Here is a 25,879-nt window from a genome sequence, read left to right as displayed (position 1 = left end):
AATTAATTTTTGCTTTTTTGCCTGGCATTGGGGCAGTGTTACTTATATTTTTATATCATCTCATTTTCGATTTATCGCAAAGTATATATACCTCTACCTATTGGTCAGTTGATGCCACAAGTTACCGAGATGCAGCCAAATTGTTATATACCAAAGGCTTTAAACCACATATTATTTTATCATCAGGATACCCATTAATACTAGGCCTCCCGCTTTTTTTAATCGATAACTTCTCCGATACAGCTTTGGTAACTTGTGGAGTTGTCGAAAATCTCATATTTTATTTTTCATCGTCTGTATTACTATATTATATCATAGCTCACTATACCAATACTAAATACGCAAGTATATATTGCTTTCTATTATGTCTATTCCCTGGCTACACAGCTTTAATTACAGAAACCCTTGCTGAAGTGTTTTTTATTTTCTTACTCTTGCTTTCTTTTCGATTATACCAATTGTCTTTTCTTAAATCTTATAGACTATTATTCTACCTTTGCCTGTCGCTGTTGCTACTCACAAAGCCTATTGCCACCTATCCCGTTTTAATTATTTGTGGAACCTTCCTAATTAAAAGTACCTATTCGTATATCAAACAAAAAAAATACAGAATTAATTATAGTAGTTTAATTCCAATCGCTGTATATATTATTCAGGCTGCATGGGTACATCAATCGTACCCTATGTATTCCTATAATTGTGTTGGGCAAAAAACAATGTATGCGTATTTGTTGGCTCGATCACAATCATTTGAAACTGGAGAAGACTTCTCTGACCTCAAAAACCAACGCAATAAAATACTTTATAATACTCCAGCACAGTTGTTCCCTCAATTATGCGATAGTGCACTCAAACAAGAGATTGGCAAGCAGATACCACATAATATCCACAATATTTTTAAAGCCTTATTATATCATATCTTCGTACCCAATATGTTAGATGGTTCTTATAATATAAGTGAGTTAAAAACTAATAATAACAGCCAACAGATTTTAAAAACACAACTATATAATATAAGTAAAGTTGAAAATATAATATATACTTTATTACTTTTTCTGCTATTTTTATTTCACACATTTAATCTATTTAAAAAACGAAAACTAAGCGAACTATTTATATTAAATTTGATTTGTGTCTTTTTTTTAGTGCTTTCTGGGATATCATGTTTCCAAGGCGACAGACTGCATATTATTATACTTCCATTTTTATTGGTCTTACTTTCGGCCACAATGTATCAACTAAAATTTAAAACACATGCCAGGTAAATTATATCTTATCCCCGTGCTGCTTCATCCAGAGGCCGAACTTGTAACCTTGCCACCACAAGTTATTGATACTATTCACCGAATAAAACACTATATAGTTGAAACACCCAAAACTGCGAGAGCATTCATCAAAAAATGCAACCCGCAAACGAATTTTTCCGAAATTATAATATACGAATTGAATGAGCATACACCTGCGAGCGAATTTGCCGATTTTTTGGCAGCAATCAACAAAGGGAATGATGTGGGATTGATGAGTGATGCCGGCCTCCCCTGCACTGCGGATCCCGGAGCGAAGGCTGTAGCTATCGCCCATCAAAAAAATATTACTGTTGTGCCTCTCACGGGTCCATCATCTATATATCTTTCATTAATGGCCTCGGGATTAAATGGTCAAAATTTTATGTTTCATGGATACCTTCCTATTGAACGAAATGCACGTTCCCAAAAATTAAAAGAACTAGAAAAACTCGCACAGCAATATAAATCAACACAGATATTTATTGAAACTCCTTACCGCAATAATTCCATGCTACAGGATTTACTGTCCACCCTCAAACCCCAAACCCGCTTATGTGTTGCGTATAATTTGCAGAGCCCTGAGGAAACGATTATAACAAACACCGTCGAAAATTGGAAAAACAAATTGCCTGACTTGCACAAGAAGCCCGCAATATTTTTGTTTCAGTCATAATATTATATATATAATAAACTACATCCACGTACATCGCTATTATCAAGCCTTCCAGCGGTTTCAAAAGTACCATCAAGATGTATTTTTCCAATATCATCGGTAGCCAAAAAACTACAGGAATAAATATTAGCCAAATCTATAACATTAATGCCTCCCCACTTTTCGTTACTTAAAATTTGTATGGGATCATCGACACTTCTAATCAAAATTTTCATCCAAGGAGGAGTAGTAAAAATTCCGTCGCCTTTTGAATATGCCTGCGACAGCATTTCCGTCATTCCGTATTCTGAATGAATATTATCTACGCCAAACTGTTTACCCAAATATTGATGTAACTCTGCCTTCTGCATCTCTATTTGGCGACCCTTCATGCCTCCAGTTTCCATAATAAGGGTATGTGCTAATTTTTTTGGAAAGCGTTCTGCAAAATCCATCAAAGCAAAGGTGACCCCTAATAATATGGTAGGTTGCTTATTTGCTTCACATTTTTCAATAGTCTCTGACAATTTTTGAAAATCATCAATATAAAAACCGCTTTCATTATTATTCGATTTTTCTATAAGTTTACTTGCCATATAAACGAGTGATGAACCTTGTCGGTCCAAATAACTGGGCAATAAGGCCAAAATGCAGTAATTACTTATAGGGCCATAGGAGCGTTCAAAACCTTTTACAAAACTATCTTCGTATAATTGCAATGAAGCCACAGGGTGCAAACTCTGCCCTGTGCCTGTAGTAGAACTACTGCTAAATATAGCTTCCGGTTCCATCTCTGAAACTATTATATCATGATTCTTAAAAGAGGAGATAGGTAAAAAAGGAATTTCTTCTACCGCAGAAATATTCTGAGGAGTTTTACCTAAAAGATCACAAAAAGTATGGTATACATTATTTCGTTGGTACTGAAATTTGAAAACTTCTAAAGCTGATTCGTCAAAATTGCTTTCGTTCGTTTCTGAAATTATATGAGTATGGCCTTCGTACAAAGGCTACAAATTTAGCAACAACAAGGCTTACTCATCATCGTCTTCTTCAACAAAATCTTCATAATGCTTTTTGCTGTCGAATTCTTTATCTACTTCATCATCGTCTAGCTCCTCAAATTCACCATCAATAATCGGCGGCAAATCCTTACCACCATCATCTGGCAAATCTTCATTGCTATCAAAATCATCATCAGGGTCTACGTGAATTTTCTTTGAATGTTTATGATCTCCATCATCGTCATCAAAATCATGCGAACTCGAAAGTCCCATATTTTTTACAGTTTTCATATTATTATTGGGTTAGTTTTTGGTTTTAGATTTTATATAAAAAATGCCACTTTTTATTCCTTATTAATTCAAAGGTAGAAAAGCAATTCTAACAAAGTCAATAGGTATTATAATAATATATGGATACATATCTGATATACAGGTTAATAAAATTTTACGTTTTTATTTGCCACCATGCAAATGTAGCACTTTTTGGCATTCTTGACACTCATCACAAATCATTTTGTAAAAAACAAGGCTCCTTAACAATTAGGAAATATTAAGTTAATTTATTTGCAGTGAAATTAATCACCACAAATATGTTTTCTTTAAGTACTGGACTTCTCATTTTATTAATACTTTGCCTATTATGTGCCTGCATATTCGAATTTATTAATGGCTTTCACGATACTGCCAACGCGGTAGCCACTGTAATTTATACCAAATCGTTAAAACCAACCCAAGCGGTCATTTGGTCGGGATTGTGGAATGCAGCCGGAGTGTTCTTTGGCGGTATAGGCGTTACCCTTAGTATCGTAGCACTGCTACCCTTAGAAACTTTGATTGACCCCAATATATATCACAATATTGGAATGATAATGGCATTGCTAATTACCGCTATTTCTTGGAACTTCTTCACTTGGTATTTGGCTATTCCTTGCTCCAGTTCTCACACCTTAATTGGCTCTATTTTAGGTGTCGGCTTAGGCTACTCTATGATGTACGATGCGGAAGCAGTGAATTGGAAAGAGGCGGGCAAAATAGGAACTTCATTATTGGTTTCTCCATTGGTGGGCTTTAGTTTAGCTATATTCCTAATGTTCGTCCTTCGCAGACTGCTTACCAAAAAGAATATTATATTTAAAGAAACAGGCCCGAACGAGAAACCACCTATATGGGTTAGAGCAATATTGGTAGTAACCTGTACCTTGGTTAGTTTTTTTCATGGTCAGAATGATGGTCAAAAAGGAATTGGTTTAATGATGCTGATACTGATAGCTATCGTTCCTGGTTATTTTGCCATCAATAACAACTTAACAATGGATAACATGAAACCTGCTTTGGTAAAAGTAGAAGATAAATTTGCCATGATAGATAAAAGCCAATTAAGAGAAAAAGATACCGTAGAATATAATAAAATGCATTCGAGCATTAAAAAATTGGAAGTTTTGGTTGACCTCCCTGTTGAGGCACAAAAAGCTGATTCAGTAAAATTTGGTTATCGCAAACATATCTTGGTCTTATCCAAAAGCTTCGAAACTCTTGTAAAAGGGGGCCATGTTAATTTGAGTGAAGAAAACCAAGCAGAGTTGAAAAAAAGCGGTATTGGCGAACTTAAAAAATACACGGATTTTGCACCTGAATGGGTTATTATTCTTATCGCTCTTTCTTTAGGTCTCGGCACTATGATTGGTTGGAAACGAATTGTGGTAACAATCGGAGAAAAAATTGGCAAACAGCATCTCACCTATTCACAAGGTGCAAGTGCCGAGATTGTGGCATCTGTCACCATAGGTCTGGCAAGCTATTTTAAACTTCCTGTAAGTACTACCCACGTATTATCATCAGGTATAGCAGGTAGTATGGTGGCCACCAAAGGCGTAAAAAATCTGCAAGCAAAAACTGTAAAAAATATATTAATTGCTTGGGTTCTCACCCTCCCTGTTTGTATGCTATTGTCAGGTTCACTCTTTTGGTTATTCCGTACTATATTATAAGAGTTTGGTTATTGCTGAATCATAGCCATCGGTGCATAAACACAGCCATTGCCTATTCCAAATGGTTGGTGAAACCACACAACCATGGGCATTGTTGCGATTGCAGGCGTAAGCAACAATTCGTAATTTTTTCAATCGTAATTCGTAACTATCAATAAGGGTCTACGTCCGGAATTATATAAGTGCTCTTAAACTTCGCCGATACCACTTCGCGGCATTCATTTATATACGTTTTCACTTTGTTCATAGATATATTGCTCCCTATCTCCACTTTAATAAGTAAATGCCATATATAATGATCTTTTAACTTAGATTGATAAGGTTTCTCAGGCCCCATCACTCTACTTCCTAATTTTTGTTTTAATAATAATCCCAGTGCATAGGCAGCAAGTTCAGCTGTTGTATAATTCTTATGTCTTAAAGTTAATTTAATCATTCTGCAAAATGGTGGAAATATATGCTTCTCTCTTTGTGCAATTTCACTATGATATAAACCTATATAATCATTGTTCAATACCAAGCCCAAAACAGGATGTTCTTTGGCAGATGTTTGTATAATAACTTTCCCTTTTTCTTGTCTACGTCCACTGCGTCCGCTCACTTGTACTAGCATTTGAAATGTGCGTTCATTGGCTCTAAAATCGGGGAAGTGCAACATTTGATCGGCATTCATAATTCCCACCAAAATCACGTTTTCAAAATCCAAGCCTTTGCTCACCATTTGCGTACCCACTAATATATCAGTTCGCATCTCTTCCAAATCTTTTATAATATTTTGATGACCCGTTTTGCTCCGTGTAGTTTCCAAATCCATACGAGCAATTCTTGCATTGGGAAGTAGCTCTTTCAAATCATCTTCTATCATTTCAGTTCCATAACCTTTATGCGTCAACTCTTTTGAACCACATGCTTTGCAAATCATTACTACTTTTTCTGAATAACCACAATAATGGCATTTCAATAAATCTGAATATTTATGATAGGTGAGTGCTACATCACAATGTATACATTTGGCCACCCACCCACAATTGGTACATTCGTGTACTGGCACGTATCCTCTACGGTTTTGGAATATAATAGTTTGCTTATGTTTATCTAAAGTGTATTCGATGGCTTCCAATAATTCTGGCGTAAAATGTTTTTTCAAATGCAAATATTTTTTTGCTTCGGCCACATCTGCCAATATCATATCGGGCATTGCTACACCTCCATAGCGGGTTTGCATTTCTACCAAACCATATTTACCAATTGTGGTATTATAATAAGTTTCGATAGCAGGTGTTGCAGAACCTAATACTACTTTTGCTCCATGCATTTTTGCCAACACAATAGCCGAATCTCGGCCATGGTAGCGGGGTGCAGGCTCTTGCTGTTTGTAACTGGGTTCGTGTTCTTCATCCACTATTATAAGTCCGAGATTGTGATAAGGTAAAAACAAAGATGAACGTGGCCCTAATATAATATCTACTTTTTTTGTTGCCAATTTATTCCAAATAGCTACGCGTTCGTTCTCACTAAATTTAGAATGTGAAACCATTATACGATTGCCAAAATATTTTTTCAACCGCTCAATCATCTGCCCTGTTAGGGCTATCTCGGGCAACATATATAATACCTGCTTGCCTTCTTTTAAGGCTTGCTCAATAAGTTTAACATATATATGTGTTTTGCCACTGCCCGTTACTCCATGTATCAAACTTACTTCTTTATTCTCCGTATATAATTGCTTGCATATAAGTTTGTATGCTTGCTCTTGTCCTTCGTTCAATTCAAAATTGGAAATTTCAAGTGCATCTTTATTTTCTACATTATCCGATTGTATAATATAAGTTTCGAAAATACCTTTGTCAATTAGTGCTTTAATGGTAGTACTATTTCCCAATGCTTTTGCCAAATCAATACGCTGAATGGTAGACGAGGTTTGTCGCAGGTGCAAAAACTGCATCAAGGCATCTACTTGTTTGGCGGCACGTTTCTCCAGTTGGGCAAATAATGTTTGCAAAGCCTCGTCACTATCATATGCTTGAGAAAGTTTGATATACTCAACTACTTTGGGTTTATAAGTTTTGATAATCTCTTCCTTCACCCAAATTAATTCACGTTGAAATAGCGACTTGATTACAGCGTATACATTTTTTACATCCAGTATATTCGCAATTTGTTTGATGCTAAGTTCCTTTTGAACCTCGAGAGCTTCTATAATAAAATACTCCTTGTCGCTCAATTGTTCATAATCGATTGGTGTATCACCACGCAAAATTATTCGCGTTTCAGATTCTAGCTTCAAACCTGCGGGCAATGCGGCATTCATCACCTCGCCTGTAGTACACATATAATAAGAGGCCATCCATTTCCAAAAGGCAAGTTGTATATCGCTTACCAAAGGCTGGTCATCAACTACCGCTTGTATATACTTAGCTTGGTACAATGTAGGAACCCGATGGTGCACCTCTACTATAATACCTGCATATACTTTCGATTTGCCAAATTGAACTACCACTCGTTTGCCCACACCTACCTCTGCCTCAAAAATCTGTGGCACACGGTAGGTGAAAAAACCTGGTAAGTAGAAGGGTAATACCACATCCACAAACAGGGTTTCAGTTGGTATTAGTTCATCTGTCATGTGAGTGCAAAGTTATGAACTTTCTTATTTGAATTTGTAGGTTTGTCGTTATCAGACAAGTTTGTCATGCTGAGTTAAGTCTGTCATGCTGACTTTCGTTTGTCGTGTTGTCCCGATAATTTCGGGATTATTGAAGCATACAAACAGTTAGGTCTTCGATTAACTCAGACTTACAGTTATTAATTTCGTACATTTGCATTGCATAACAAAAAAACCAATGAAGCTTTTCACTGCAGACCAAATAAGAGCTTGGGACAAATATACCATCGAGCACGAGCCTATTGCTTCTCATTTATTGATGGAAAGGGCAGCCGAAAAATGTGTACACTGGTTGTTTGCAAATATCCCCCATTCAAAAAAATATCATATAATTTGTGGCAAAGGAAATAATGGTGGCGATGGTTTGGTGATCGCCAAAATTCTGAATATGATGAATTTTTCGGTAGAACTATATATAGTAGAACATGCCACAAATGCATCCCCCGATTTTGAATTTTGGTTTAAAGATTTGTCTAAAAATATTGCAGTAAAACATATATCAGATAATAATGCCAATTGGCCAATTTTCGATAAAGATGCTATTTTAATAGATGCCATCTTCGGCTCAGGACTATCAACGCCCTTGGAAGGTTGGATAGCAGATTTTATAATACATTTAAACAAACAAAAAGCAAATAAAATTTCAATTGATATTCCTAGCGGTTTGCCAGCAGATTTGTGTGATACTTCATTATATAAAGGTGCCATAATAAAAGCAGATATTACCCTCACATTTCAAATCCCAAAATTATCTTTTCTCCTTCCTGATACAGGAAATTTTGCCAACCATTTTGAAGTGTTGGACATCGGTTTGGATAAAGTCTATGAAAAAGAAATTGCTACCAATTATCATTATATAACAATTAGTGATATAAAACCCATTATCAAACACCATCAGAAATTTGAACATAAAGGAACCCGTGGCCACGCATTATTAATTTGCGGCTCACTCGGTATGACGGGTGCTGCGATACTCTCTGCAAAATCGTGCTTGCTCAGTGGTGCAGGTTTATGCAGCGTGCATTTGCCCGATACCGAAAGGCTTGCACTTCACGCTGCATTGCCCGAAGCATTGTGGCTAGAAATGTTAGATTCCAATATAGAAAAATATAATTCAATAGCTTGTGGTTGTGGCATTGGTCAACATGAATATGCAACAACACTTGTTGATTGGGCACTACAACAAAACATTCCAACTGTATTTGATGCCGATGCATTAAATATAATAGCACAACAACATTGGTTAAAAAGATTAACACCCAATACTATTATAACACCACACGTAAAAGAATTTGAAAGATTGTGTAATAGCAATTCGCCGCGGCGAACAACAGGAAAACAAAGGCTCGAGCTGCAAATACAAATGGCGAAAGGCTATCATATTATAATAGTTTTAAAAGGAGCTCATACTTCTATTGCCCTACCCGATGGAACTATATATTTTAACAGTACAGGAAATCCAATTTTAGCCACGGGAGGAAGTGGTGATGTATTAACTGGAATGATAGCTGCTAATCTCACACAAGGCTATACACCTTCGGATGCAGCAATGGCGGCAGTTTTCACCCACGGCTTGGCCGCTGATGAATTAGCTAAAGAAAAGGAATATATATTGTCTGGTGAGGTGGCAGAGAAAATTCCGTATGTATTGAAAAGGTTACTATAATATATTATAAATTCCCTCCACAACATTTTTTATATTTTTTACCGCTTCCACAAGGGCAAGGATCGTTTCTTCCAACTTTTGGTTCGGCCCTTAACACAGGTACATTGGGTTTAACCGGAGGGAATTTATAATTAGAATCAATTCCAGCCCATACACCATCATCTTCTTCTTCATCATCGTCATCAAAAAAATCCTCATCCCCATTATATTCAGGCCAAGTAGTTAAAATATGGGCATACAAATCTACGATTCCGTATATTTCTTGACCAGTATCATAACTCTCTCTGAAGGATTGCCCCGCCGTTTGTTTTACAAGTTCATCATAAGTGCCATTTACTCTAATTGCAACATAGTTTTTCTCATAAAGTGGTTTTATAGCAGGGAGCAATTCCAACATCCCAAATCGAATTACATCGCCAATAGTTAAACCCAAAAAAAGCGAATCAATTAGGTTGTCTTCTTTATGAGCTTCATTGGATTTACTGAATACCTGACCAAATATATTTACTACTTCAGCTCGTTTCTCGGGATAGTGATAAGCTATTTGACACAGTGCTTCTGAGGCTAATGCTTTTATAAATGTATCAACGCCCTGTTTTAAAAGCAATTGTTTTAAAAATTCAAGTTGTGTAAAACCCAAGCCAAAGAAACACCTCCATAAAGTTTCTGTACTGTGGTCGCCAAACCAAAATTCTGTAAAATCCCTGTCATTCTGCAGAAATAATATAACTCGGGGGAAACTTTCAACTGCATGAATTTCATTCAATAAAAATACAGCATGGAAGGGGAAATGATGTGTTTCATCTTCCCATTCCATGTCAGCAAAATATTCAAATCTTTTTTCTGCATCCAGTAGCACTTTCTCTAAATCTTCAATCAAGGTTTCACGAGGTAAGTCTACTATTTCTTTTAATATTTCTGGCGAAATCTTAAGACCGTATTTATATAAATCATTGATAGCGGGGTGATTAAATACAGGCGACTCTATGGTTTGCATAGGTAGTTCAATAGTTTCAAACAATGGCGTTATATCGTTTTTCTCGTCTTCATCCCAAAGCCCTGCTGGCTTTTTTAACAGCAAAGGGACCAAGAATTCTTTTGCAGAAACAGTATCTGGGTGATATGGTGCAATATCTTCCAAAAAATTTAAGCGAATTTCGGCAGCCTCCAAATCTTCAATTTCTGTATAATACCTTATTGCTGTCTTTAAAAAGCCTGTTACCTCAGCTAGGTGGAATAATTCCCTATCAGGGTACAAGGCCTTTAATTCCATAGTTTCCCCCAATATAGAAGGCACCTTTTCAGGTTCCCTATTTTGTATATACTCATTGGCTAAATTTAGTTTCCCAAATAAATAATCAGGGTGTTCGGCAAGTATCCTTTGGTTTACTTCAAGGGCTGCCTTATATTTACCTTGAAAGCTATATGCAGCAGACAAAAAATTCTTAAGCTGCGGGGAACTGGGATGCTTAAATATAAGGTTAGTGAGTTTATCAATTATCTTTTTATCATGCTTATCTTGAGCTTCAAAGTACAAGGTACCAAACTGTGCTCTCAATTCGGGCACATTCCCATATCGTTCATTTTGAAAATCAGGATCGGTGGTGATGTGGTAACCACTTTTTATATATTGGTCTGTCATTCTGATTTTTTGATATTTATTTGCTTTTATATGTTCCGTCTCTATTTTTATCTATTCTTCCTCCCTCATAGCCGCACTGCCCCATCCTTGGGGAGTTCACGACTGGCATCTTGCTATAATCTGCAAAATCGTCGCACACTTTTTTATGCTTTGTAGAACATTTTTTACAATAAAATGCATATTGTTTCCAATAGCAAGTACTACATAAAAATACAGCAGGCTCCTTGTTACAAGTCGCACACATAAGATTTAACGGCTCATTTCGTGATAAAAGAATTATACTTTCTTTGAAGAAAAGACTGTACTTTTTTAATCCCTTTAAAAATACGCTGGTTGTTGTACCGTAGTCATAATCATAAGACAGTTTTGTTCGATTTTCAAAAACAGTTTCTACCAAATCTTCCATTTCTATTTCAAAATCTTTATGATCAAAACCGCTCATGTGTCCACAGAATTCAAGCCAAATATTTCGAAGAAAAACGCCTATTTCCTCCATTTCAGTATCACTTTTTGCAAGTATTTGCAGAAACATTTCTCCTATTTCAATTTGAATATGGCAATAACTTGCTACACTTTTCTTAACATCTGCCTTTTGCATTTCAGCAAGGTGTTTTGCTAAATGTTTCCCAATTTCTTTTTGTGGAAATACCGCTTCGCAAAACAAGCATTTACCCTCTGATATAAGTTCTTCTGTCATAGTGGCTAAATTTAAAATGCCTACTTTATATTCGGCATTAACACCACAAAAGTACAATCCTTAAAAATAGATATATTGTTGAATTTTCCACCAATTTTTTTTACATTAATGTAAATTTGCGGCATTTATGTATTCCTAATGTAAGCTGCACGGCGGTAGTTGGTGAATCCGCCGCGGTGGGCACAACCACAAGCATCTGGTTATCAATCATGTTTTGAGTGCCTATATGCCAAAGTTGTAAATAATACCATTTCTGAAACTATAATAGTTCTCCGCCTATGGCTGATTAGTTTTTAGAATGGTAATGCCGCACTACATCCCGAAAGCCCCACTTAATCCCGATAATTATCGGGATGTGGGGGGATTTGTCCCCCTTTTTTGGGACTATTGTATATTGTGTTTCGGTATTAGGTATCGATAATTTAAGTGTACAAAAAAATCCCACAAAAACTCATGTTAAGTGGGATTTTTAGTGAAAGTGTTGTGTTTCTATGCTACTTGTTTTACTCTTTCACAAGTTTCTGAACCATACGTCGGTCGCCACTTTGGAAATAGAGCATGTATACCCCTTTGTCGAGGCTCTCAATATTCATTGTTTCTTGTGTATTGGGGTTAATAGTTTTGGTGCTTACTATTTTGCCCGTTATGTCGCACAGGGTCAGTACTGTTTTTTCGCCCAATTGTGTTTTAATATTCAGCACATTATTGGCCGGGTTAGGATATACATCAATTGAAGCTTGCAGTTCAGCACCATTGATGCCGGAAGTAGTGCTTACAGATTTTACCATACTGTCGGACCCGCACCCATTTGAGCAAACAAGTTTTAAAGAATATGTGCCTGCCCCTTGCGTAACCATATATGCAGTGGGGTTTGCTATGCTAGAGATAAGTTTATAGTTGGCGGTAGTTCCCACATCCGAAATGTACCAGCCATACCAATCACCATTGCTCGTAGTATTTGAAATAGAAATATTGTTAGCAGTAGCAGTAGCACTAAAGTTAGGTACTGGTTTGCCAGGTACGCTGGTAATAGTAATTGCATCCGATATCGTATAGCAGGTATTGGCGTTCACAGCTTTCACCCTATAAGTGCCGGCTGTCGATACAACAAACGATGGGTTGGTTTCGCCATTAATGTCTGCTCCGCTACCATCCGTCCATTGGTTGTTAGTAGCACTCGATAATAAGGTTATAGTTCCCCCACTTTGGCACAAGGTTGTAAGTCCTGATATGGTTGGCTTGGCAGGTGCGTCCAACACAGTAACTGTTTGCGAACTGCTGTCGTCACAGGCTTTCACCGCCGATTTGGCATACAAAGTAAGGGCATAAGTACCCGTCGTATTAAAGGTGTATTGGGCATTGGTAGCAGTAGAAAACTCCATACCGTTTATTCTCCACGAGTAAGTATTGCTGCTACCCGAGCTTAGGTTGGTCATGGTTGTTTGGCTCCCTGTGCAAATAGTGCTTTGGTCAATTTTGTATTTGGCAGTAGGGCAGGGATCCATTTTGAGAATGGTATAATTCAACCCCACACAAAACCCTATAGTAGAATCTACAAAATATAGTTTTTCTAAAATATCAGAAACATTGGTCAATGTAAGTTTGGTCCAGTTACTACCGCCGTCGGTCGATTTCAGAATAGTGCCGCCATCGCCACAAGCATAGTATGTAGAGGTAGAGTTACCTGCATTTTTAATACAGTTCAATTGGGTATTAACCCCACTTCCTATATTAGACCAATTGGCTCCTCCATCGGTGGTTTTAATTATAGTACCTACATCACCACAGGCAAATCCATTATTTTTATCGGCAAACCAAATATATTTCAAAACCTCAGTAGTACCCGAAGTTAGCTTGCTCCAGTTTTGGCCACCATCGCTGGTTTTAACAATAACACCATCATCGCCACAGGCAAATCCCAAACTACTGCTTACAAAATGCAAGGAGTTAAGGTTAGAAGTAGTGCCCGATGTAAGTGCATTAAAGGTGGTACCGCCGTCCATAGTTTCATATATGTTTCCATCGCTACAAACCATAATGAAATACGAACCAGAAAAAGCGTGCACATCACTGGCCAAGCCGGATTGTTGATGTTGGAAATAGGACCATTGATTACCTGCATTGTAAGTGTATACTATATTGTCTCCATTAGCAAAATAAGCTGTATCGGAATTACCCCAACTGTAATCGGAAGGTGTGTTTACGCCTGAACCTACATTAGTTAGCGTGTTTCCTCCATTACTGGTTTTGACAATGCAGTTGTATCCTGCCAGGTAACTAATGTTTGCATCCTTCATGTAAACTGAGTAAAGATCGCCGCTAGCACAACCACCTGTGGGAGTGATAGCTGTAAACTGAGCAAATGCACTTATGTTAATGAATAAGGCAACTGCAATGATTAATTTTTTAATTTGTTCGTGTTTCATTTTAATGGTTATTTTTAGGTGAGTTAATAAATAATTTCAATGGCCAAAATTATTGCAAAAAACATTTTACAATACCATTAGGTAACAATAAGTTTACCCCCGTTCATAAACAACAGCAACACCTTGACCCACTCCAATGCACATTGCAGCAAGGCCGTAACTTATATTTGGACACTTTTTAATTTCGTGGATAAGTGTGGTCGAAATTCTTGCTCCACTACAACCGAGTGGATGGCCTAAAGCTATGGCCCCTCCATTTACGTTAACGATTGATGGATCAAGCCCTAATTCTTTAATACAGGCTAAACTTTGCGAGGCAAAGGCTTCGTTAAGTTCAACCAAGCCAATATCGTTAACTGAAAGCCCTGCACGCTTCAAAGCCTTTTGCACCGCAGGCACTGGCCCCATGCCCATAATAGAGGGATCGACCCCAGCAACTGCAGTTGAAACTACTCGAGCCAAGGGGTTTAAGTTATGCTCCTTCACATATTCCCCGGATACCAATATGAGTGCTGCGGCTCCATCATTGATCCCTGATGAATTCCCTGCTGTCACGCTGCCGTCTTTGGCAAATGCCGGTTTCAGTGCGGCTAGTGCTTCTATACTAGTTGCACGCGGATGCTCATCTTTGCTAAAAATAATAGGGTCGCCCTTTTTTTGAGGCAATAGTATAGGTTCTATCTCATCGGCAAATTTACCAACCTCGTGTGCTCGCTGATATTTATTTTGGCTTTCAAATGCAAATCTGTCTTGTTCCTCACGACTAATATTATATTTTTTTGCAACATTCTCCGCAGTTTCGCCCATTGTAAATGGAAGATATAATTCACTCAAAGTTTTGTTTGTGAAACGCCATCCCATAGTAGTATCATATATCTCAGGATTTCTTCCATAAGCACTATCACTTTTAGACATCACAAAGGGGGCACGGGTCATGCTCTCGCTACCACCAGCAATATATACATCCCCATCTCCACTTTTAATAGAGCGGCTTGCATCTACGATAGCTTGTAATCCCGATGCACATAACCTGTTTACTGTAACCCCACCTATATGTGTGGGTAAGCCTGCAAGCAATAGAGCCATTCGAGCCACATTACGGTTATCTTCACCAGCTTGGTTGGCAGCACCAAATATCACATCTTCTGTTTGGGCAAAATCGAAATTGGGATTGCGTTTGATAAGGGCTTTAATTACATCTGAAGCCAAATCATCAGGACGAATATTTGCTAAAGCACCAGCATACTTACCAATCGGGGTGCGAACCGCATCAATTATATATACTTCTTTTTGCATAGGATAAATGATTTCTAGAAAAATTTATTTTAATCCGCTTTTAATAAAATCTATAAGTAAACGCACACCGCTTCCAGTTCCATTCTTGCCACGATAATTATCGTTCGATGAAGTATAGGCGGATCCAGCTATATCAAAGTGCATCCATGGGTAATCTATATAGTACTCTAAAAATTTGCCTGCAGTTATGGCACCAGCAACTGGGCCTCCAATGTTTTTCATATCTGCTAAATCCGATTTCAGCAAGTCTTTATATTCATCCCAAAATGGTAATTCAACCAAGCGTTCATATACATTTTCACCACTGGCTTTTAGTTTGTTTTTTTGTTCTTCGGTGGCAGTACCCATAGCTACAATACCATACTGACCAATGGCCGCTGCGGCTGCACCCGTAAGTGTGGCAAGATCTATTACCAATTGTGGTTTATATTTCTTGGCATAATGCAAAGCATCGGCAAGTATCATGCGTCCTTCCGCATCAGCATTCAGCATCTCAACAGTATGTCCGCTCATCATCGTGATAACATCTCCTGGAACATATGCATTTTCACCAGGACGATTGTCGGTAGCAGGAACCAAACCTATAACATAGTACGGAAGATTCATTTTAGCAATTCCATATATGGTTGAGGCTACTGCTGCCGCACCTGCCATATCACACTTCATGGTGTCCATACCATTGGGTGTTGGCTTTAAGCTAAGTCCGCCAGTATCATATACCACACCTTTGCCTACTAATATTAACGGTTTTTTGTTTTTAGCACCACGGGGTTTGTATTCCATCACGGTAAATGTAGGAGGTAATTGGCTACCTAAATTTACAGCAAGCAAACCGCCCATTTTCAAACTTTTTATTTTTGCCTTATTGAATACTTCTACTTTAAAACCTGCCTTCTTTCCCATCTCCGAAATTTGCTTTGAAAGCTCAGTGGCGGTAAGAAAGTTTTGAGGTTCATTTACTAAAGTGCGAGCAATACAAGTTGATTCAATAATTGAATTTAGTTCTTCGATATCATTATCGGTAATACCATCGCACAGTATTTCAATTAATTTAAGCGAATTTACTTTTTTTGTGCTTTTATATTTCAAAAACTGATAGCTACTCAAAGCCAATCCCTCTGCAATACATAGCAAAGAAGAAGCATCTTGTTTAGCACCGCTCAAAGTAATGGTAGCTATTTTCTCAGCGTTGAGTAAACCACAAAGTGTATTGCCAGTTTTGCGATATTGTTCGTTTATATAATGTTGTGGTTTGTCTTTACTTTCTATAATAGTTCTAATATATACAATTTCGGAAATCGCATTCAAAACTATCAACTCCTGTTCATCTTTAATCTTCGTTTTTATATATACAATCTCTTGTGCATTGAAACCCAATTTAGCCCAATCAGCATTTTTGCTTGCTAAGATAAGAACGGGATTTTTACGACTGTTTTGTGTCGTTTTTTTTATTGACGCGGTATTAAATGGAACCATGATATATTTAATGATTTGGTGAATTTAGATTTAATGATTTATCGCAGTTGTGAGAGATTTTGATAGCTTTAAAAGTCTCACAACTCTCTACTGGCAACTCACAACTATTATTAATACGCTCTTGCATTATTGCCTTCCATAAAGTTTACAAATGCACGGTTAACTACTTTGTTACCGCCCGGTGTGGGATAATTCCCTGTAAAATACCAATCTCCCAAATTGTGTGGACAAGCCTGGTGCAGGTTTTCTATAGTTTGATATATAACTTGTACTTCTGCATTTATATCTTTGGGTTTTATTATCTCCGAAATTTTATCAGTGATTTCATCGGCTGTGAAAAGGTCGTAAAGAGGTTTTATCAGATTCCTATTTTGTTCTTTGGGCAATAGAAGCATATCTATGCATGCCTGATGGGTTTCGTCTAGCAAATGCTGCTTGCCCTGCTCTCTTAGCAATCCCATCAATGCCTGAAAGGCCACAAATTCGCCCAAACGGCTCATGTCAATACCATAGCAGTCGGGATAACGAATTTGTGGAGCACTCGAAACTATAATAATTTTCTTTGGCTCCAGCCTGTCCAGTATTCTTAAGATGCTTTGTCTAAGAGTTGTTCCACGCACTATCGAATCATCAATTACAACTAGGTTATCTGTTGCTTTTACAATACCATAAGTAACATCGTATACATGAGCTACCATATCGTCGCGGTTTTGATCATCAGTAATAAAGGTGCGAAGTTTTGCATCCTTTACTGCTATTTTTTCGCGGCGTGGTTTCAAACTCAATAGCTGCTTCAGTTTTTCTGAAGTTATATCACTCCCCCATTTCAATATTTCTTCTCTCTTGTATTCATCAAGCCAAGCAAGTACGCCATCTATTATCCCATAAAATGCCGTAGCAGCAGTATTTGGAATATAACTAAATACGGTGTTTGTTAAATCGTAGTTTACGGCTTTAAGTACGATGGGTGATAATAACCTTCCAAGTAATTTGCGTTCTTTATATATATCGGCATCATTGCCACGGGAAAAATATATTCTCTCGAACGAGCAGGATTTACGTTCGACAGATTCACAGATTTTATGCTCCGCATACGAGCCATCAGTTTTTATAACCAATGCATGGCCAGGTTGCACTTCTTTAATGGCTTCAACAGGCAAATTAAAAGCTGTCTGGATAGCAGGTCGTTCGCTAGTAACCACCACCACTTCATCATCGGCATAATAATAGGCAGGCCGAATACCTGCAGGATCACGCATTACAAAAGCATCACCATGCCCAAGCATTCCTGCAATGGTATACCCGCCGTCGAATTTTGTAACTGCTCGTTTCAATACATTTTGTATTTGTATACTTTCGGCGATGAGCTGCGTAATTTGGTTATTATCGAATCCTTTTGATTTAAATCCGCGGAACTGTTCTTGTACTTCTTCGTCCAAAAAATGTCCTATCTTTTCTAATACTGTCACAGTATCGGCACGTTCAATAGGATGTTGCCCTAGCTCAACCAAATGTTCAAATAATTCATCAACATTGGTGAGGTTAAAATTACCTGCAAGTACCACCGTGCGGCTCATCCAATTATTTTCTCTAATAAATGGATGACATTTATCTTCACTGTTAACGCCATGTGTACCGTATCGTAAATGTCCTAATAGAAGCTCAGCCACATAAGGCATTTCTTTTTTCATCCATGCTGCATCATCTACCTTTTCTTTCTTTTCGGGGAAATTACTATATATATGTGCAAAAATATCAGCCACAGCACTTCCGTTGCTACTGCGATGGCGATTAATATAATGCGAGCCTGGCTCAGGATTCAACTTGATGGTGGCCACACCTGCTCCGTCTTGCCCACGGTTATGTTGCTTTTCCATAAGCAGGTACAATTTTTTGAGGCCATATAATACCGATCCATATTTTTGTCGGTAATAATCGAGAGGCTTACGCAGCCTTATGAGTGCAATTCCGCACTCGTGTTTAATTGGGTCGCTCATCTTTTTTGGGGCACTGCAAAATTAAGGATGAGCAGTGGGGTAAAATTATTTTTTTATTCGCCATACAGAAATAGTTTTGCACGAAATGCCATTATAATAAAATAACAAGAACCAAACAAAATTTGTTTGTCGACAGTCTGCCTAAGTATATGTTTATCTTTTTACTGGACGCTCCATTTTAGTACCGCAGTTTTGGCAGGTACAGTTAATTTCATTGCTATAGAATTTTTCGAAAATGACTGGCAATTGTGCAACAATATCTGTTACATATTCATACTCTTCATATAGTTTTTGGCCACAGTTTTCGCAGTACCACAAAAAACCATCAAGTTCGGCAGTTTCTCTTTTTCTTTCTATCACTATGCCTACTGTGCCTTCGCCACGCTGCGGAGAATGCGGAGTGCGAGGTGGCAATAAGAAAATATCACCTTCATCTATTGGTATATCCACTGGTACGCCGTCTTCAATTATTTTTACTACCACATTCCCCTCCACTTGGTAGAAAAATTCTTCGCCCTCATTATAATGATAATCTTTACGGCTATTGGGGCCGCCCACTACCATTACTATAAACTCAGCATCTTGCCAAACTTGCACATTACCTACTGGAGGTTTTAACATATGACGGTGTTCATCAATCCATTTTTTCAGGGGAAAGGGTCTTTGTATAGCCATGTTGAATTTTGTAATATTTGTGGGCAAAGTTAAGAAAAAAGTTAATATACTTCTACAAAGTTACACCTACTTATATCTCAAAGCCTCCAGTGTGTATAGCCAGCACCTTTTGTCCTTTCTTTATATATCCCACTTTTATTAATTGGTCAATCGCATAAAACATTTTCCCTGTATATACAAGCTCACAAGGGATATTTGTTTTTTTTTTATAGTGCTCAATAAATGAATCAAGTTCGGGATATGTTTTTCCGTAACCCCCACCATGAAATTGATGATGTAACACCCAATTGTTTTGCGTCGTCATTTCCTTAACTTCATTTTCTATTTCTTCGGCACCTTTTAATACTACGATTCCATTGATTATAGTTTTTGCAAATTTGATTGCCGCTGCATTTGCAATACCTGCAAGAGTGGTTCCTGTGCCCACACATACAAATATATGGTCGAAAGTGCACTCCAATTCGTTTATAATATCTCCACAACCTTTTGCCCCCAAAAATCCACGACCGCCTTCGTCTACAATATATATATTGCTTTCGTCTTTGTAATATTGCGACACCAATGTTTTTTTGTTTTTATATAATATTCGTTCTATAAATATAAGCTCCATCACTTGTGAGTTGCAATATTGCAAATGTATATTACTATTGGCCGAAAGCTCCTCCCCGCGTACAAAGGCTGTTGATTTTAATCCCCAAGAATTACATACTTTAGCTACAGCAGGCAGGTGGTTAGAGTAAGCTCCCCCAAAAGTGAGGATATGATTTTTACCATTTTGTATGCAATCGAGAAGGGTGTATTTTAATTTACGCCATTTGTTTCCAGATATCACTGAATCAATTAAATCATCTCGTTTTATATATACTTCCACGTCTGCATTAGCGTATATTTCACAATCAATCTTCTCAATGGCACTAGGTAATTTACTTGCGAAAAAATCAGCAACATCATTAAAAAGTATATGATTATATGTACTCATTTATTGGAACTATAATTCCTCAACAACCACAATCGGGGCGTTTTTGCACTTCACCCTTTTGGTTTATATATATAATCATTCTTCCGTTTGAATGATATATATAAGTCCATTTGCGGAGGCCGTGTATATATTTTTCCTTTTTATATAATATATGCTTGAAACTATAATATTTCCATACACCCTCTCTCCTACCTGAAACAAATTTTCCTTCTTCGTATAAGTTGGTTTCGGTACGATAATATTTCCATTTCACGGCCCCGCTTGCATTACTATCGGGCATGCTTTGTCCCGAACAATTATAATGAATTGAGAAATAAAAAAGTATATATAGTAATATTTTATTTCTCATATACTATTATTTGATAGTATGTTGTTTAATAAATGTGTGAAAAGTATCCCCCCGCAGCCCTATCCTTAATGTCTCCAAAGGAATGAGTTCGTTAGGGGCTATATTTCCCAAATTGACATTGGCACCAATTAGTTTCACAAAATATACTTGTTGGTCTTTTTGCGGAGTTTCCCAAATAATTTTTTCGGATGGGATTTGTGTTAAAATCTCATCCACCAACCCTGAGCGAACCTCGCCTGTACCCCTAAAAATACCTACATTCCCACTTTCTCTAGCTTCTGCAATAACTTTCCAAACCCCTGCGTCAAGTTCTTTTTTCATGAGTTCAATCCATTTATAGGGTGGGATTATTTTTTCAGCATCTTTCGAGCCCACTTCCGAAATCACAATAACATGTTTAGCCAATTTATATATAAACTCACATTTTTTATCGTGCGAAAATTCTATAGACCCATCTGATATTTCAGCATATTCAAGTTTGTATTTTTCCAATAGTTTTATATAGTCGTCAAATTGCTTTCTAACAATGAATGCTTCAAACAAGGTACCTCCAAAATATACAGGTATGCCAGCGGCTTTATATAGGTCGAGCTTTTCTTGTAGCTTCTGCAAAACCATCGAAGTCCCAAAACCTAGTTTCACAATATCCACATAATTACTGGCCATTTCCAAAAAGTCTTCAGTTTCTCTTAGCCCCATTCCTTTATCCATCACCATCGTGATGCCGTTTTCCCTTGGCTTTGCAACACGTTTGGGTAAATTCTTTAATTTAAAATTCATTAAGTAAGGTATATTAAAAATAATTATTGCCGCAAAACTACTCACCAATGCACATCGAACAAACATCTTGCGTAATTTTGATGTTATATTTTATATATGGATATCTCCGATTTCAAAAACCTACCTGCTGATAGTAGAGTATGGGTATACTTCGCCGATAGGCAATTAACTGATCGAGAAGTCATTTGGCTTGATGCTGAATCAGACAAATTCACCGAGCAGTGGACTGTACATGGCCACGACATGCAAGCAAAAGCAGGTGTGCTTCACCAATATTTCTGGGTTCTTGCAGCCAATGAGGCCTTTAACGCTGCAAGCGGCTGTGGTATTGACAAAAGTGTTCATTTTGTACAAAATGTAGGGCAGCAACTTGGGCTAGATTTTTTTAACCGCTTGCAAATCCCCATGGTTTCGGACAATAAAATTAAAATTGAAAAAATGTCAACACTAAAAACAGGAGTGTATACTTCTGCAAACTTCACTTACGATCTTACTGTATCAAGGCTTTCCGATTTACAAAATAGTTGGGTTAAGCCCCTTGGGGAAACATGGTTGAAAAAACACATGCAACCTTTTTTGGTTTAGTGTGGTCTTATGTTCATAATTGAACATTATTTATTTGAGAAAGTTTCTGTAAAACATTATAAATGAAATAACAAAGGAGAATATAATTATGCCTACAGCAATTACCCACGACATTAAAATTACTGTGTCTAAAGCATTCCAAGGAGTTTCGATGCAAACATGGCCTGACATTTTTCAGTTTGCTTATCAAATCACCATCGAAAATTTTAGCGATTATCAAGTGCAACTGCTCCAAAGGCATTGGTATATTATTGATGGGCAAGGGCAAAAGCGTGAAGTAGAAGGCGAAGGCGTAGTAGGTAAGCAACCCTCACTAATGCCTGGCGAAAGCCATCAATATATATCTGGTTGCCACCTTACTGTCGACATAGGCAAAATGCATGGCACTTATACTTTCGAACGCAAATCGGATGGCAAATTATTCGAGGTGGAAATCCCTGAATTCGAGCTGATAGCTCCCTATCGTTTCAACTAGTTTTTCCTTGAAACGCATTTATTTAATATTTTTTTTTCTCTGCTGCCAAAACTTTTCCTTTTCTCAAACTTCTTGGAATATCAATCTTTTGTCTCGTTGGGACAATGATAGCTTGTCCTCCCTTGGCGAACAACAGTATAACGAAGTAATTGGCTGGTATCAGCAAGGAAGCAACAAAGAATATGCAATATTGGGCAGTATTGATTCTATATATTTTTTCGACATCACTAACGTATCGGCTCCCAAACTCTTAATAGCAAAACCCGGTTATTCCAAAAACTGCATCGATAGAGACTTCGCAATAAATAACCAATATTTATATACCGTTGCCGATGAAGGAAAGGCAGCCCTTCAAATTTATGACCTCTCGTTTCTACCAGATTCCGTTTCACTAGTATATAGCAACGATTCACTTACCCAAAATTGCCATACCTTATATGCTTATAACAATAAATTATTCCTTGCAAAAAATAGGATTGGAAACCAAATTCATCCACTCGATATTTTAGATGTTTCTAATCCGGAGAAACCATATTTGTTACATTCATTGGTTGCACCCAAAGATGGTTCGGGTCAATATATGTTTGATATGGTACACGATATTACAATAGCTAATGATACACTTTTTTGTTTTTGCGGAAATAACGGTTTGTATATATATGATATCACCAAAATTAATAAACCCAAGTTATTAAATTCACTTACGCAATATCCCGGTCAAGGCTATTGTCATTCAGGAATAGTTTACAACAATTATCTTTTCTTTACCGACGAAAACAATGGCAAGGGTATCAAGAACTATAATATTCAGAATGTACTCAGCCCGCTTTATATCACTGCTATAAGTAGCCACCCAAATGCCATCGCACATAATTTATATATAAAAAACACATTGCTGTGGTTAAGCTCCTATCAGGACGGTGTAACTGTATGGAGCATTGATAACCCTGAAAACCCTGTTTTTTCAGGGTTTTATGACACCTACCCACAAAACAAAGTGAACGAATACAAAGGTTTAAAGGGGTGTTGGGCTCTTTATTGTAACTTGCCCTCAGGAATCATTTTAGCTTCTGATATGACAAATGGATTGTTTATTTTACAACCATCTAAAAACTTGCCAATTCCAGCAACTATTTCAAATCAAAATTATGTATTTGATATATATACCTTGGATGGTAAAATAGTACACAAGAATATATATAAGTATAACTTGGACGACTATAATTTGCCCATCGGTTTATATATACTTAGGCAAGGAAATTATACCGAGAAATGCCTCATTACAAAATAAAAAAGGTCGTAAAAATACGACCTTAAAGTTGCGGAGGCAGGACTCGAACCTACGACCTTCGGGTTATGAGCCCGACGAGCTACCACTGCTCCACTCCGCGGTGCAAATGTAGCCCTTAAAATCTTATAATCCATGCTAGTCTTATAATCTATTTTCATAGCACTGGCTGTCTGAAAGTTAAATGGAATCATAAAAAAACCCAGCTCCTAGGAGCTGGGTTGTCGGGATAGCGGGATTTGAACCCACGACCTCTTGCACCCCAAGCAAGTACGCTACCGGACTGCGCCATATCCCGATCTCTTTTTTTAAAGAGGTGCGAAATTAGGGCTTTTGTCCCTTATCCTGCAAAATTATTTTGAATGCAAAACCGCACTGCAAGCTCATAACCATCAAGCCCCAAACCCGCAATCACTCCTTTGCAGACAGAAGCTGTAATTAGTTTTTGTCTAAATTCTTCACGAGCATGTACATTAGATATATGCACTTCTACTACCAATTTATTAATTGCTTTAATTGTATCGGCAATGGCTATAGATGTATGGGAATAGCCCGCTAAATTTACGATAGCCGAATCATAGTCATTTACTTTCTGTAAGCAGTTTATAATTTCCCCTTCCACATTCGATTGAAAATATAATATATCTATTTCAGGAAACCGGGGTCTCAACTTTTCTAAATACTGTTCAAAAGATATTGAGCCATAAATTTCAGGCTCCCGTTTCCCTAATAAATTTAGGTTAGGGCCATTAATTATCTGAATTCTTTTATTAGTCATTTTTTATTTGCATTATATAAAATATCGCCTTTGATACATTGATTTAACATGTTTTGTGGCTATCAAAATTGCATACAAATATAGCAAATTATATAGCTACAAATAATTAGTCTCGATGAATTATAATTGCTGCTGAAAAATTCTATGCTCCCAAAGTTAAATTAATTGTTTAAACCCCTTGATGGTAAAAACAAAAAGATGCTACCACACAATATGGGCTGTATGATATTATAATTGTTATGTGTGCTAATTGCTTTTACTTTGCAAAGTAAGTTATGTTTGACAAAAACCAACAAATAGTAATTGTTTGCACCCTAGTAATTATGGTGCTGTTTTTCTTGTGGCGAAGGAGGCAAAGGGGAGAACGATTTAACAGCCGTGCATTTTTATATGCACGACTTATAGTAATATTGGCAGCAATTATTATTTTAGGTATCGAAACCATGAAGTCGTGGAATTTGGTGAAAGTATTGGCCCTATTAGCTGCGGGAGTCACTGCATTATATATTTACAAGCAATACAGCAATAACGATGAAGATGATAAGGGAAGCGACCATTAATGATCTACCGGAGATAGTTTCGATATATAACGAAAGTATCCCTGGAAGACTTTCAACTGCCGATTTGGAGCCGCAAACGGTTGATGACAAAAAAGGGTGGTTCTTATCTTTTGCCGCCAATGAGAGACCATTTTGGGTTTATGAGAATGAAGAAGGAAATATAATGGGATGGCTTTGCTTAAAGAGCTTTTATGGACGCTGTGCATATCGAGGCACTGTGGAAGCGAGTATATATGTTTCATATCAACACCACCGCTCAGGAATTGCAAAACAGTTATTGGAGTATGCAATATCTCATTGCTCTCAGTGGGGAATTGATAATATTACAGCTTTTGTATTTTCTCAGAATGAAAGTAGTATAAAGTTATTCCGAAAATTTGGTTTTGTGCAATGGGGAAATTTGCCAAATATCGCCAAGTTAGATAATGGCAAATGCAATCTTGAAATTTGGGGATTGGCTGTATAATACCAATTCTTAAACTATAATAGTTCTCCGCCTGTGGCGGATTTGGTTTGTAGCGGAAGTTAAACCATACTTTCAAGTAAAATCAACCGTTTCAGCCGATTTTTTTTGCCATTATTTACTACTTAACTAACAATTCCGGTTTTAACTCT

The 25,879-nt window shown here is 37.3% G+C and carries 23 protein-coding genes and 2 tRNA genes; 9 read left to right on the top strand and 16 right to left on the bottom strand.

Features of this window, described 5'->3' with window-relative positions:
- Positions 1-35 precede the first annotated feature (35 nt).
- Positions 36-1,265, top strand: coding sequence for a hypothetical protein (locus SGJ10_13405; protein ID MDZ4759117.1), 1,230 nt, complete (start codon positions 36-38; stop codon positions 1,263-1,265).
- Positions 1,255-1,959 carry an SAM-dependent methyltransferase gene (locus tag SGJ10_13400; GenBank protein MDZ4759116.1) on the top strand — a complete coding sequence of 235 codons (705 nt, stop codon included), beginning with the start codon at positions 1,255-1,257 and terminating at the stop codon, positions 1,957-1,959. Before SGJ10_13405 ends, SGJ10_13400 begins: the two co-directional genes overlap by 11 nt.
- 2 nt (positions 1,960-1,961) lie before the next feature.
- On the opposite strand, the gene SGJ10_13395 is transcribed toward SGJ10_13400, so the two are convergent.
- Together SGJ10_13395 and SGJ10_13390 are read right to left on the bottom strand one after the other, a co-directional pair.
- The gene (locus SGJ10_13395; protein ID MDZ4759115.1) at positions 1,962-2,945 is read right to left on the bottom strand and encodes an acyl transferase; all 984 of its coding nucleotides are present in this window, start codon (positions 2,943-2,945) and stop codon (positions 1,962-1,964) included.
- 27 nt (positions 2,946-2,972) lie between these two features.
- Positions 2,973-3,233 carry a hypothetical protein gene (locus tag SGJ10_13390; protein ID MDZ4759114.1) on the bottom strand — a complete coding sequence of 87 codons (261 nt, stop codon included), beginning with the start codon at positions 3,231-3,233 and terminating at the stop codon, positions 2,973-2,975.
- A 299-nt stretch (positions 3,234-3,532) separates the two neighbouring features.
- On the opposite strand from SGJ10_13390, the gene SGJ10_13385 reads away from it, so the two are divergent.
- Positions 3,533-4,930: an inorganic phosphate transporter gene (locus SGJ10_13385; protein ID MDZ4759113.1), complete on the top strand. Its 1,398-nt coding sequence runs from the start codon at positions 3,533-3,535 to the stop codon at positions 4,928-4,930.
- A 151-nt stretch (positions 4,931-5,081) separates the two neighbouring features.
- Here the strand turns inward: SGJ10_13385 and priA are convergent, their stop codons facing one another.
- A complete protein-coding gene (gene priA / locus SGJ10_13380) occupies positions 5,082-7,556 on the bottom strand; it encodes a primosomal protein N' (protein ID MDZ4759112.1) in 2,475 nt (824 codons plus the stop codon).
- 217 nt (positions 7,557-7,773) lie between these two features.
- Between priA and SGJ10_13375 the strand changes: the two genes are divergently transcribed.
- Positions 7,774-9,261: an NAD(P)H-hydrate dehydratase gene (locus SGJ10_13375; GenBank protein ID MDZ4759111.1), complete on the top strand. Its 1,488-nt coding sequence runs from the start codon at positions 7,774-7,776 to the stop codon at positions 9,259-9,261.
- 4 nt (positions 9,262-9,265) lie between these two features.
- Here SGJ10_13375 and SGJ10_13370 read toward each other — a convergent pair whose 3' ends face one another.
- The 10 genes from SGJ10_13370 to SGJ10_13325 all read right to left on the bottom strand — a co-directional run bounded on the left by SGJ10_13370 (position 9,266) and on the right by SGJ10_13325 (position 21,578).
- The gene (locus tag SGJ10_13370) at positions 9,266-10,903 is read right to left on the bottom strand and encodes a DUF1186 domain-containing protein (GenBank protein ID MDZ4759110.1); all 1,638 of its coding nucleotides are present in this window, start codon (positions 10,901-10,903) and stop codon (positions 9,266-9,268) included.
- Between the two features lie 16 nt (positions 10,904-10,919).
- A complete protein-coding gene (locus SGJ10_13365; protein ID MDZ4759109.1) occupies positions 10,920-11,600 on the bottom strand; it encodes a hypothetical protein in 681 nt (226 codons plus the stop codon).
- A 503-nt stretch (positions 11,601-12,103) separates the two neighbouring features.
- Positions 12,104-14,026 carry a YCF48-related protein gene (locus SGJ10_13360; protein ID MDZ4759108.1) on the bottom strand — a complete coding sequence of 641 codons (1,923 nt, stop codon included), beginning with the start codon at positions 14,024-14,026 and terminating at the stop codon, positions 12,104-12,106.
- Positions 14,027-14,119: 93 nt separating this feature from the next.
- Complete coding sequence (locus tag SGJ10_13355; GenBank protein ID MDZ4759107.1) at positions 14,120-15,322, bottom strand: acetyl-CoA C-acyltransferase; 1,203 nt, start codon at positions 15,320-15,322, stop codon at positions 14,120-14,122.
- A 24-nt stretch (positions 15,323-15,346) separates the two neighbouring features.
- Complete coding sequence (locus SGJ10_13350) at positions 15,347-16,798, bottom strand: leucyl aminopeptidase (protein MDZ4759106.1); 1,452 nt, start codon at positions 16,796-16,798, stop codon at positions 15,347-15,349.
- A gap of 110 nt (positions 16,799-16,908) precedes the next feature.
- Positions 16,909-18,795 (bottom strand): class II glutamine amidotransferase, encoded by a 1,887-nt coding sequence (locus SGJ10_13345; GenBank protein ID MDZ4759105.1) that lies wholly within the window; start codon positions 18,793-18,795, stop codon positions 16,909-16,911.
- Positions 18,796-18,948: 153 nt separating this feature from the next.
- The gene (locus SGJ10_13340; protein ID MDZ4759104.1) at positions 18,949-19,470 is read right to left on the bottom strand and encodes a 3-hydroxyanthranilate 3,4-dioxygenase; all 522 of its coding nucleotides are present in this window, start codon (positions 19,468-19,470) and stop codon (positions 18,949-18,951) included.
- Between the two features lie 70 nt (positions 19,471-19,540).
- Complete coding sequence (locus tag SGJ10_13335) at positions 19,541-20,449, bottom strand: pyridoxal-phosphate dependent enzyme (GenBank protein ID MDZ4759103.1); 909 nt, start codon at positions 20,447-20,449, stop codon at positions 19,541-19,543.
- 19 nt (positions 20,450-20,468) lie between these two features.
- On the bottom strand, positions 20,469-20,798 hold the full coding sequence (locus tag SGJ10_13330; GenBank protein MDZ4759102.1) for a hypothetical protein: 330 nt from the start codon (positions 20,796-20,798) through the stop codon (positions 20,469-20,471).
- Positions 20,799-20,804: 6 nt separating this feature from the next.
- Positions 20,805-21,578, bottom strand: coding sequence for a phosphosulfolactate synthase (locus tag SGJ10_13325; GenBank protein ID MDZ4759101.1), 774 nt, complete (start codon positions 21,576-21,578; stop codon positions 20,805-20,807).
- A 96-nt stretch (positions 21,579-21,674) separates the two neighbouring features.
- On the opposite strand from SGJ10_13325, the gene SGJ10_13320 reads away from it, so the two are divergent.
- From SGJ10_13320 to SGJ10_13310, 3 genes are all read left to right on the top strand, one after another.
- Positions 21,675-22,163, top strand: a complete 489-nt coding sequence (locus SGJ10_13320; GenBank protein MDZ4759100.1) for a hypothetical protein — start codon at positions 21,675-21,677, stop codon at positions 22,161-22,163.
- Positions 22,164-22,251: 88 nt separating this feature from the next.
- On the top strand, positions 22,252-22,638 hold the full coding sequence (gene apaG / locus SGJ10_13315; protein ID MDZ4759099.1) for a Co2+/Mg2+ efflux protein ApaG: 387 nt from the start codon (positions 22,252-22,254) through the stop codon (positions 22,636-22,638).
- A 7-nt stretch (positions 22,639-22,645) separates the two neighbouring features.
- On the top strand, positions 22,646-23,929 hold the full coding sequence (locus SGJ10_13310) for a choice-of-anchor B family protein (protein MDZ4759098.1): 1,284 nt from the start codon (positions 22,646-22,648) through the stop codon (positions 23,927-23,929).
- A gap of 28 nt (positions 23,930-23,957) precedes the next feature.
- Here the strand turns inward: SGJ10_13310 and SGJ10_13305 are convergent.
- The 3 genes from SGJ10_13305 to SGJ10_13295 all read right to left on the bottom strand — a co-directional run bounded on the left by SGJ10_13305 (position 23,958) and on the right by SGJ10_13295 (position 24,704).
- Positions 23,958-24,029: transfer RNA gene (locus SGJ10_13305), tRNA-Met, on the bottom strand.
- Positions 24,030-24,150: 121 nt separating this feature from the next.
- A tRNA-Pro gene (locus SGJ10_13300) sits at positions 24,151-24,224 on the bottom strand.
- A 42-nt stretch (positions 24,225-24,266) separates the two neighbouring features.
- The gene (locus SGJ10_13295; protein MDZ4759097.1) at positions 24,267-24,704 is read right to left on the bottom strand and encodes a type II 3-dehydroquinate dehydratase; all 438 of its coding nucleotides are present in this window, start codon (positions 24,702-24,704) and stop codon (positions 24,267-24,269) included.
- 275 nt (positions 24,705-24,979) lie between these two features.
- Here SGJ10_13295 and SGJ10_13290 point away from each other — a divergent pair, with 275 nt between their 5' ends.
- Both SGJ10_13290 and SGJ10_13285 read left to right on the top strand, forming a co-directional pair.
- Positions 24,980-25,264, top strand: a complete 285-nt coding sequence (locus tag SGJ10_13290) for a hypothetical protein (protein MDZ4759096.1) — start codon at positions 24,980-24,982, stop codon at positions 25,262-25,264.
- A complete protein-coding gene (locus tag SGJ10_13285; GenBank protein MDZ4759095.1) occupies positions 25,236-25,730 on the top strand; it encodes a GNAT family N-acetyltransferase in 495 nt (164 codons plus the stop codon). The genes SGJ10_13290 and SGJ10_13285 overlap by 29 nt, the downstream gene beginning before the upstream one ends.
- The last annotated feature ends 149 nt before the right edge of the window (positions 25,731-25,879 follow it).

The organism is Bacteroidota bacterium (assembly GCA_034439655.1).
In the GTDB taxonomy this organism is placed as follows: domain Bacteria; phylum Bacteroidota; class Bacteroidia; order UKL13-3; family UKL13-3; genus CANJUD01.
This window is presented reverse-complemented; position numbering and strand designations above follow the sequence as displayed.